Annotated in this window: 8 protein-coding genes and 1 pseudogene; 1 reads left to right on the top strand and 8 read right to left on the bottom strand. The window is 39.7% G+C overall.

Going from position 1 to position 10,069, the window contains the following annotated elements; genetic code table 11:
• Positions 1-264: 264 nt before the first annotated feature.
• From QZ359_RS02610 to QZ359_RS02595, 4 genes are all read right to left on the bottom strand, one after another.
• Positions 265-945 carry an MgtC/SapB family protein gene (locus tag QZ359_RS02610; RefSeq protein ID WP_153192433.1) on the bottom strand — a complete coding sequence of 227 codons (681 nt, stop codon included), beginning with the start codon at positions 943-945 and terminating at the stop codon, positions 265-267.
• A 152-nt stretch (positions 946-1,097) separates the two neighbouring features.
• Positions 1,098-2,327: a tetratricopeptide repeat protein gene (locus QZ359_RS02605; RefSeq protein ID WP_293958005.1), complete on the bottom strand. Its 1,230-nt coding sequence runs from the start codon at positions 2,325-2,327 to the stop codon at positions 1,098-1,100.
• Positions 2,317-3,483: an AI-2E family transporter gene (locus QZ359_RS02600; RefSeq protein WP_203180453.1), complete on the bottom strand. Its 1,167-nt coding sequence runs from the start codon at positions 3,481-3,483 to the stop codon at positions 2,317-2,319. Before QZ359_RS02600 ends, QZ359_RS02605 begins: the two co-directional genes overlap by 11 nt.
• 117 nt (positions 3,484-3,600) lie before the next feature.
• A complete protein-coding gene (locus QZ359_RS02595; protein ID WP_293958001.1) occupies positions 3,601-5,595 on the bottom strand; it encodes a peptide ABC transporter substrate-binding protein in 1,995 nt (664 codons plus the stop codon).
• 196 nt (positions 5,596-5,791) lie between these two features.
• On the opposite strand from QZ359_RS02595, the gene QZ359_RS02590 reads away from it, so the two are divergent.
• Entirely contained in the window at positions 5,792-6,805 is a 1,014-nt protein-coding gene (locus tag QZ359_RS02590; RefSeq protein WP_293957999.1) for a lactonase family protein, read from the top strand.
• Positions 6,806-6,849: 44 nt separating this feature from the next.
• On the opposite strand, the gene QZ359_RS02585 is transcribed toward QZ359_RS02590, so the two are convergent.
• The 4 genes and pseudogenes from QZ359_RS02585 to QZ359_RS02570 all read right to left on the bottom strand — a co-directional run.
• Positions 6,850-7,269 (bottom strand): F0F1 ATP synthase subunit epsilon, encoded by a 420-nt coding sequence (locus QZ359_RS02585; protein WP_000068043.1) that lies wholly within the window; start codon positions 7,267-7,269, stop codon positions 6,850-6,852.
• 10 nt (positions 7,270-7,279) lie between these two features.
• A complete protein-coding gene (gene atpD / locus QZ359_RS02580) occupies positions 7,280-8,686 on the bottom strand; it encodes a F0F1 ATP synthase subunit beta (RefSeq protein ID WP_000094357.1) in 1,407 nt (468 codons plus the stop codon).
• A gap of 85 nt (positions 8,687-8,771) precedes the next feature.
• Positions 8,772-9,650, bottom strand: coding sequence for a F0F1 ATP synthase subunit gamma (locus QZ359_RS02575; protein ID WP_000301215.1), 879 nt, complete (start codon positions 9,648-9,650; stop codon positions 8,772-8,774).
• Positions 9,651-9,665: 15 nt separating this feature from the next.
• Positions 9,666-10,069, bottom strand: a pseudogene (locus QZ359_RS02570) (F0F1 ATP synthase subunit alpha); the annotation flags it as partial.

The raw sequence follows: 10,069 nt of genomic DNA, 5'->3' as shown, positions 1-10,069 counted from the left end.
TTTGATAGATTCTCCTTAAAATTTTTTAGACAATCCTTATTCTATCAATTTTTACATCTTTTAGCAACTACTTTCCCGAAAGATTGTGATAGAAAACGGTTCCAAATCTTATAAACTAATCTTTGTTTTCAAGATATCCCCAGTTCATTATGTTATCTACGCTAATCTGATGCTTTTATGTCAATTCCTCCTGATACATAGTATAGGGAATAAGAAGTATCTTTCCCCATTCACCAATCAGAGTTTTGCTATGAAAACAAAACTCTATCCTTCTAATGAAACAATCTTAACCTGATTTATATAAAAATTCTCGTCACATTTCCATAAAAGCTCAGCCATATTTTTGTAAGAAATGGATTTATCGTGATCTGCTCTAATCGTAAGATTATAACCACTTTCATTCCTATCCATGTCAATATTTAGATTGTAAAATCCCTTCTGTTCAATGAGAATATTCAAGGTATCTATTGAAGGTTTATTGGTTACAAATCCAGTCATTCTGATATGATAATGAGTATCGCTTTTCAAAAATTTGGAGCTACTTTTCTGAACAGAGACAACAATTAAACTGCAAAATAAGCCTAGAAAAGCAAAACCTGCTCCAATCGCCATCCCAATACCTGCAGTTACCCAAATACCAACTGCTGTGGTGATACCACTGATTTTTTTATCCCTCATGAAAATAATACCACCGCCAATGAAACTAATTCCACTGACAATTTGGGCCGCAACCCTAGAAGTATCATCATTAGGCGTATCCAAGAAAGCTTCTTTTGATAAAATCATCATTAAAGTTGCAGTTAAGGCAACTAAGATATGAGTCTTTCTCCCAGCCTGCTTGTGCTTAGACTTTCTTTCATAGCCAATGATAAAACCAGAAAAACAAGATAATAAAATGAGAATAATATATCGGACTTCAATCGGTAGAGCTATCGTATCAAGCATTATTTTCCTCCTCTATCACTCATAATTTTATATTATAGTCCTAGTTGAAACTTTTTCAAGAGAATATATTAGTTGAAAATTGTCCTTTTTAAAACAAAAAACCGCAGTTACCCTCTAGTAATAACTTGCAGTTTTCTGTAACTAATGGATTCTTACAATGTCTCAAACAATTCTTGCATTTGCACATCATCTGGAACCAGTTTTAAGTAAGCTTGTGCATTGACTTTTGCTTCCTCAAAGTAGCCCAATTCACGCAAGAGATAGATATAGTGTTCCAGAAATTCTGGATTGTCCTTTAAATCTCCTGCCAACTCTTGGTAAAGCTCATAGGCAGTATCCAAATCGTCCATTTCTTGATAGGAACGAGCAATCATCCACTTGGTCAAGAGATTTTCTGGCTCCTCACTTTGCAAGTCTAGAATATCCTCATAGCGCTCCTGCTCCAGATAAATAGTTGCTAGACGGAGTAAGATTTCTTCCGTATCCTCAGCATCTTCTTTAGCAGTAAGGAGATAATTTTCTGCACCACTAGCATCATGCAGTTCATAAGAGAATTGTGAAGCAGCTAACAATAGACGAGTTTCAAAGGGATTTTTCTCCAAGCCTTGCTTAGCGATACGCAGGGCTTCTTGAACTTGATGTTCCTTATGCAAGGCCTGACTATAACCATACTCATAGCCTTCAAAGTCAGGAGAAATGGTATCGATCTGCTTAAAATAGAGGACAGCTTTTTGGTATTCTTCTCGATCAAAGTAAAGACTGGCTAACTCAAAAGCTGTTAGGTCATCGTATTCTAACTCCAGGGCTTTTTCTAAAAACTCTGTAGCCGTTTCAAATTTCCCTAACTGTGCATAGGCAAAGCCAATTCGTTGATAGGTAGAAATGCCTGTTTGCTCATAAATTGAGCGATTATCTAACTGAGCATAGCCTTGAATAGCTTCTTGGTAATTTTCCAACTCACTATCCAACTCTGCCAAGCCCAATATCAAGAGAGGATCCTCTGAGTAAGTCAATGCTTCTAACAATTTCTCACGCGCCACATCTGTCAAACCTTCCATCTGGTAAAGGTCTGCTTTCAGAGCCAAAGCCGACACATACCAGTCACTGTCAGCTTGGATTTCCTCAAGGTACGCAAATGCTTCCTCGATTTGACCATCCTCGCTAGCAATAGCTGCCAGATTGAGATTAACCTCTGGGAAATCCCCTACAATTTTCAGGTAAATTTCCTTGGCCTGAGGATAAAAACCAATCCCTTCAAGATAAGTTGCCAACTCATACAGAAGGTCACTTGGATCATTTTCTAAAGCTTTGACGAAGTAGTGCTCTGCCTTAACTAAATCTTGCTCCTCCAAAGCCTGTAACATCTGTTGACTATTGTTCACTCTTAGCTTCCTCTCCTTCTAGTTCATATAGGCCACTGACTACCTTATACCATTCAAAAATCGCTGAAATGACAACTTTAGCAGAAGCATAAACCGGAATACCGAGTAAAACTCCCCAGATACCAAACATGGATCCTGAAGTTAACAAGACAAAGAGAACATTAATGGGATGGATGTTTAATTGACTTCCCAAAATCAATGGAGAGACAAAACGACCTTCAATAGTTTGTTCTACGATAAAGACAATCACTACTTTTAAAAGCATAACTGGACCAGCAATCAAACCCAATACTAGGGCAGGAAGCATGGCTAGGAAACTACCAAGATAAGGAACCAGATTTAAGATACCAGCAGTAACACCAAGCGTAACCGCATAGCGTAGACCAATTATCTTAAAGAAGATCATAAACATTACCGCAACAATAATAGCCACTGTTACTTGTCCTCGAACATAGTTGGACAACTGCTGATTCACATCTGATAAAACTTGTCCAACAGGTTCTTTCAATTTCGTTGGCATGAATTGGGTCAAATAGTGACGCAGGCCTTTCCCATCACGTAAGAGATAAAAGAGCATGAAAGGAACGATAATCAAGGCAACAATCACTTGAGATGCCCCACTAATAAAGGCACTCACCCAGTTTACTGCCTGAGAAGAAACCTTGCTCGCCCAAACTGTAGCCTGACTAGAGAAGTTTGTCAAAACTTGTTCTAACTGAGGCCTGAAATCATCTGGTAAACGCTTGGTTACCAAATCGTCAATAACCCTGTCAGCATCTTCAAGATAGATTGGTACATTTCTTGCAAATGTTAAGACCTGACGTTGCAGATTTGGAATCGCTACTGCCAAGCCCCAAATGATAAAGAGAGCGATGATGACAAAGACAATAGTGATAGCTATAACACGATTAACCTTATGCTTCTCCATCCAATCAACAATAGGATTTAATAAATAATATAGCAAACCAGATAGAATAACTGGCAACATCACGACTGCCAAAAAGTCTAAAACAGGTGAAAATAGAAAACTAATCTTACTTAAAATAAAAAGATTCAGTCCCAATAATAAGGTTACCAAAAATACCGTAATGGCCTTGTTATCCAAAAACCACTTGAAAAACCAAGATAGGCTAAAATGTTTCTCTTTTTGCTCCATAAATACTTCCTTTCTATTGTTCTCCCATTATACCATTTTTAAATCAAAATAACTCTTTTTTAAAGTGCTTACATGGAGACCGCGACATAAAAAATCTCCTCAAAAGAGGAGATTTAATTAGTCTTGAATATGACGGTCTAAGTTCTTCTGATAATCAGCATTGGATTTGGCTTTTTCATCAGCAAATTTCTTGCGGAACTCATCCATTTCTTTAGTAGTGACAATCTTATCTTGGATTTTCAGATACTTGTAGCTATTTTCACTAGTCTTGTCACCTACCCAGCCACCGGCACCACTGCCAGGAAGCATTTTCGTCACTAGCATTTGAGCACCATCAGAGTATACTGGAATAACAAGTGCACTATCTGACAACCAAGCTTGGGCCTTAGAATATTTGGAATAACGTTTTTGAAGGTCTGTTTTCTCACTATTTGCATCATCAATCAGTTCTTTGTATTTATCCAATCCAACTGTTTTAATAACTGGATTGTCTGTTCCTGGTGCCACACCAAGAGCACTTAGGAGACTTGGACCTGAAGTTGGATCAAATACATCTAGATAAGTCGATGGATCTGCAAAGTCTGGAGTCCAACCACTGACTGCATTAATATCCCAGTCAGTATTTGCATTGGAAGTAGCTAGAGTAGTCATACTTCCCAATTCGTCATCAGAAACTTGTTGAATATCAACAACTACATTGTCAGAGCCTAAGGCTTCCTCAATGGATTGTTTATAAGACTGAACCTGACGAATAAAATCTGGATTTGATGAAGAAATTGGCAAATCTAAATGAATTGGGAACTGTACTCCATCAGCTTGAAGGGTTTTCTTAGCAGCTTCAAACTTAGCTTTAGCCTTGTCTACATTATGAAGTGAATCTTGGGCATCATCAAGACTAACATCTTTCCAGACATTATCCAATTTATCCAATTCTGTCTTAGTAACTTGACCAAATGTTTGATCTCCTACTTGAACAAATGTTGGAGGAGTGAAACTTGTCCGTAACTTACGAGGTCCTACTTCGTCACCAAATACTTGAGAGATCCCTGCTTTACGATCTACCGCAAAAGCCAAGGCTTGACGGAAATCTTTGTTTAACAAGGCTTTCTTAGTAGAAGTTTTTTCTGTATCACTTGTTTTAGCAGTGTGATTGTAATTTACACGGTCGATATTGGTTGAGATATAAAAAACTCCTCCACGCTGTTGACCATATACAATATTATCCTTGTACTTTTCTTTTAGACGTTCATAGTTGGCAGAGTTTTTAAAGAGTGGAGCAGCTGGATAATGTCCCTCATCAAAACCGCGACCTAGAGAGTCTGCATCTTGACCATCAAAGAAGGATAACTTGATATCATCAATAAAGACATTTTGTTTATCCCAGTAGTTTTGATTTTTGGTCATTTCGATAGAAGACTTAGATGTAAGACCTTTGAGGAGATATGGCCCATTGTATAGAATGCTCGTTATATCAGTTGGTTTACCAAAGTCATCTCCTTTAGAAGCTAAAAAGTCTTCATTTACTGGTGCAAGGACTCCCATTGTTGTTTTTGAATTCCAGAAAGATTCTGGATGGTTCAAAGTATAAACAACAGTATAATCGTCAGTTGCTTTTACCCCAACACTAGAAAAATCTGTTGTTTTCCCATTTACATAGTCATCCAATCCTTTGATAGAATCCTGTACGAGATAAAGAGCCTGTGATTTCTTATCTGCTGCGTGTTTCAGACCAGTCACAAAGTCTTGAGCCTTGACTTCACCATACTCTTCCCCCTCATTGGTATACCATTTGATACCCTGACGGATTTTATAGGTATAGGTCAAACCATCTTTGGAAACAGTCCAATCTTCTGCAACTGATGGAACAAGATTCCCATATTGGTCATTTTCAAGCAAACCGTCAATAACGTTACCTGTGACCTGTTTAGTGCTGACATTTCCAGAAACTGTATAATCCAGAGTCGAAGGATCTGATGAGAATACATAGGCATAAGTAACTGGTTTAGTTGCTGGTTTAGTTGCTTCTTTATTACCATTACCAGATGAACACGCTACTAGCACTGCTGCCGAGAGTACAGCAACTCCTGCTGCTAAGAAAACACGTTTTTTCATAGTCAAACTCCTTTTATAATTTGATAGATTCATTATAGCACTTTTAAGAAGAAAAGTAAGGAAAACAATCTCAATATTATTATATTTTTCAAAAAACCAATCAATTATTTTTTTAAAGTGCTTACATCTAATTGGATGTCTTTAATTGGCTTGTTTTTGTGATATAATAGTCTTATCTTTATATAGAGGTAAAGTTATGAAAGAAACTGTTTATTTTGGAACTTATACACGTCGTACTTCTCAAGGGATTTACAAGGCAGACTTTGATACAGAAACTGGTCAGCTTTCAAATCTAGAACTTTTTGCAGCTGAACCAAGCCCAACCTACCTTGCCTTTGACCAGCACCAACATTTATACACTGTTGGTAGTCAAGACGATAAGGGTGGAATTGCAGCCTATCAAACTGACGGGACTTTATTAAATCATGTCGTGGAAGAAGGAGCCCCCCACTGTTATGTTGCCGTTGATGAAAAGCGTGATTTTGTCTATGCAGCCAACTACCATAAAGGACAGGTCCTTGTTTATAAACGTCAGAAAGACGGTAGTCTTCTACTTAGTGATGTGGATCAACACAGTGGCCAAGGTCCACATGAAAATCAAGCATCTCCTCATGTTCACTTTACAGACTTAACACCTGACCACTATCTAGTGACCTGTGATTTGGGTACTGACCAAGTCATCACCTATGACCTTGATCAAGAAGGAAAATTATCTAAGCTCTATACCTATCATAGCCAGCCAGGAGCAGGCTCACGCCATATTATTTTCCATAACCATTATAAAATCGCTTATCTCATTTGTGAACTCAATAGCACTATTGAAGTTCTAATCTACGATGGTGTTGGCGAATTTGAACGCATGCAAGTTATTTCAACTCTACCAGACGGTTATGAAGGCTTTAATGGTACTGCTGCTATTCGTCTCTCTAAAGACGGTAAATACCTCTACGCTTCTAACCGTGGCCATGATTCTATCGCAGTATATACAATTCTTGCGGACGGTAGCTTAGAGTTGTTAGAAATCGTTCCAACGCATGGTCAAACTCCACGTGATTTTGATTTGACACCAGATCAAGAATTCCTTATTGCTGTCCATCAGGACTCTGACAATGCAACCGTCTTTAAACGCAATTCTGAAACTGGTCGTCTGGCAGAACTTTCTAATGACTTCCATGTTCCAGAAGCGGTCTGCATTAGTTTTGCCCCTTAAGAAAACATAAAAAATGAACTTGGTAACTCAAGTTCATTTTTTTCTTATAGTCTTTTTCCGACATTAATACGGTTAATGGCACGTTGCAGTGCAATCTTCGCACGACGTTCTTGGTCAATCAAGTTTTTGTCTTGTGCTTCTTCAATTTCACGCTCTGCTCGAAGCTTGGCACGTTCTGCACGACTGATATCGATATCACGAGCACGTTCTGCAGAATCAGCAACGATTGTGATGGTATTATTGGCAATTTCAATAACGCCTCCGTTTACTGCAATCCAGTTCACGTGATCTTCATCATCAATACGTTTTACCTTTACTTCATCAACTGCTAAAACCGCAATCATATTTTCATGTCGTGGCAAGATCCCCATCTCACCATCCAGAGTTCGAACCGATACATAGCTGGCATGGTGATCATAGACGAGACCATCTGGTGTCACGATCTGGACAGTTAACTGAGCCATAGATCACCTCTTAAAATCCCATTTTTTCAGCTTTTGCAATCACATCTTCGATAGAACCTACACCACGGAAGGCATCTTCTGGCAAGTGGTCATGTTTACCATCAAGGATTTCCTTAAAGCCACGTACAGTTTCAGCAACTGGAACATAAGAACCTGGCTGACCAGTAAATTGTTCCGCAACGTTGAAGTTTTGTGACAAGAAGAACTGGATACGGCGGGCACGAGCAACCAAGGTCTTTTCTTCATCAGAAAGTTCATCCATACCAAGGATAGCAATGATATCTTGCAACTCATGGTAACGTTGAAGAACACGTTTTACTTCTGCAGCAACTGCATAGTGCTCTTCTCCAACGATTTCAGGTGCCAAAGCACGTGAACTTGAAGCGAGTGGGTCAACGGCAGGGTAGATACCCAATTGTACCAACTTACGTTCCAAGTTGGTTGTTGAATCCAAGTGAGCGAAGGCTGTTGCTGGCGCTGGGTCAGTATAGTCATCCGCTGGCACATAGATAGCCTGGATAGAGGTTACAGAACCTTTCTTAGTTGAAGTGATACGTTCTTGCAATTGACCCATTTCTGTTGCGAGGGTTGGTTGGTAACCAACGGCTGATGGCATACGACCCAAAAGGGCAGATACTTCTGAACCAGCCTGAGTGAAACGGAAGATATTATCGATAAAGAGAAGCACGTCTTGGCCTTCTACATCACGGAAGTATTCAGCGATTGTCAAACCAGTAAGGGCAACACGCATACGTGCTCCTGGTGGCTCATTCATCTGACCAAATACCATAGCTGTTTTCTCGATAACACCTGATTCTTTCATTTCCCAGTAAAGGTCGTTCCCCTCACGAGTACGTTCCCCAACACCAGTAAATACTGAAATACCACCGTGTTCTTGGGCAATGTTGTGAATCAATTCTTGGATTAAGACGGTTTTACCAACCCCGGCACCACCGAAAAGTCCAACCTTACCACCTTTAAGGTAAGGGGCAAGAAGGTCGATAACCTTAATCCCTGTTTCAAGGATTTCAGAAGAGGTAGACAACTCATCAAAAGTTGGAGCTTTTTTATGAATTGGCTGACGCTCTGCGTCTTCTGTAAAAGGAGCTTCCAAGTCAATGGTATCTCCCAAAACGTTGAAGACACGTCCCAAAGTTTCTTTACCTACTGGTACAGAGATTGGACGACCTGTGTCCAATACTTCCATTCCACGAGTCAACCCATCTGTTGATTCCATGGCGATAGTACGGACCATACCATCTCCCAACTCCAAGGCTACTTCAAGGACGATTTTTGTTTTTCTTTCGTCATTTTTGTAGACGACAAGTGCATTGTTAATCTCAGGAAGTTTTTCCCCTGCTGCAAACAAGACGTCTACAACGGGACCGATAACCTGAGCAATTTTACCTGAACTCATCTCCTTCTCCTATTCTATATAAGATACTGTCGGTTCCTAGCTCAACTAGGTCCTAAGTTCATTTTCATACGAGCTGGACTAGAGCCTATTCTAAGGCACTAGCTCCTGCTACGATTTCTGTAATTTCTTGTGTAATCGCCGCCTGTCTGGCACGGTTATACTGAATTGTCAAATCATTAATGACTTTCTTAGCATTATCTGTCGCTGTTTGCATGGCTGTCATACCGGCAGCATTTTCAGCTGTCTTGGCATCGATAATAGCCCCGTAAATCATACTTTCTGCAAACTGAGGCAACAACTGCTCCAAAATCTCTTCTCGGCCTGTCTCCAATTCAAAAGTCAAGCTGTAGTCTTCATCCGCTTCATTTGGATCCAAGTCAACAATCGGAAGCATTTGTTCCACACGCATTTGACTGGTTAGCGTATTGACATGGTGGTTGTAGCAAACATAAAGCTCATCAAAAAGTTCATTTTGGTACATTTCAACAGTTTTTGAAATAATCTTACGAACTTCATCAAAGCTCGGTTGGTCTGCCAAGCCACGTAGTTCATAAAGTGGTTGAATACCACGGGCCTTAAAGAAGTCAGCTCCCATTCCACCGATACAGATCATTTCAAAACCTTTACCATCTGGATGGTATTCTTCCTTCAGCTCCATAACGGCTTTCAGAATAGAAGAATTATAACCTCCAACCAAACCTCGGTCTGATGTAATGACGATATAGCCTGTCTTCTTCACGGGACGGCTAATCAACATCGGATTGGTTGAACCACCAGCTCCATTACCATGAAGAATATCTGTCAAAAGTTTACGCACTTTCTGAGCATAAACTTGGAAGTTACGAGCTGCTTCTTCAGAGCGACCTAGCTTAGCAGCCGATACCATTTGCATGGCATTAGTGATTTGACTCGTATTTTTTGTTGAGGCGATTTTTGTTTTAATATCATTTAGAGATACTGCCATCTGACACCTCTATTCTTATTGGAAGCTGGTTTGATTGAGAAACTCTGTAATCGCAGCATCCAAGACTGCTTCTTCTGGCAAGTCTTTTGTATCACGAATGGTTTCCAAAATCTCTGGATGTTGAGCATCAAAGAAGGCATGGAACTCTTCCTCGAAACGAACAATATCATCTACTGGAACAGTATCCAAGAAACCATGTGTCAAAGCATAAAGAATGGTTACTTGTTTCTCAACAGGCAATGGTTTGTGAACAGGTTGTTTCAAGACTTCAACTGTACGACGTCCACGGTTCAACTTAGCCTGTGTTGCCGCATCCAAGTCAGAACCAAACTTAGTGAAGGCTTCCAACTCACGGTATGAAGCAAGGTCGATACGAAGTGTACCAGCAACCTTTTTCATGGCTTTGATTTGTGCAGAAC

The organism is Streptococcus sp., from assembly GCF_019414905.1.
GTDB lineage: Bacteria > Bacillota > Bacilli > Lactobacillales > Streptococcaceae > Streptococcus.
The sequence above is the reverse complement of the archived record's forward strand: the minus strand, read 5'-3'. Positions and strand labels throughout refer to the sequence as shown.

Excerpts from the sequence above, each read along its gene's own strand:
- QZ359_RS02575 (WP_000301215.1), bottom strand. The coding sequence starts at position 9,650 with ATGGCAGTATCTCTAAATGATATTAAAACAAAAATCGCCTCAACAAAA.
- QZ359_RS02590 (WP_293957999.1), top strand. The coding sequence starts at position 5,792 with ATGAAAGAAACTGTTTATTTTGGAACTTATACACGTCGTACTTCTCAA.
- atpD (WP_000094357.1), bottom strand. The coding sequence starts at position 8,686 with ATGAGTTCAGGTAAAATTGCTCAGGTTATCGGTCCCGTTGTAGACGTC.
- QZ359_RS02595 (WP_293958001.1), bottom strand. The coding sequence starts at position 5,595 with ATGAAAAAACGTGTTTTCTTAGCAGCAGGAGTTGCTGTACTCTCGGCA.
- QZ359_RS02585 (WP_000068043.1), bottom strand. The coding sequence starts at position 7,269 with ATGGCTCAGTTAACTGTCCAGATCGTGACACCAGATGGTCTCGTCTAT.
- QZ359_RS02610 (WP_153192433.1), bottom strand. The coding sequence starts at position 945 with ATGCTTGATACGATAGCTCTACCGATTGAAGTCCGATATATTATTCTC.
- QZ359_RS02600 (WP_203180453.1), bottom strand. The coding sequence starts at position 3,483 with ATGGAGCAAAAAGAGAAACATTTTAGCCTATCTTGGTTTTTCAAGTGG.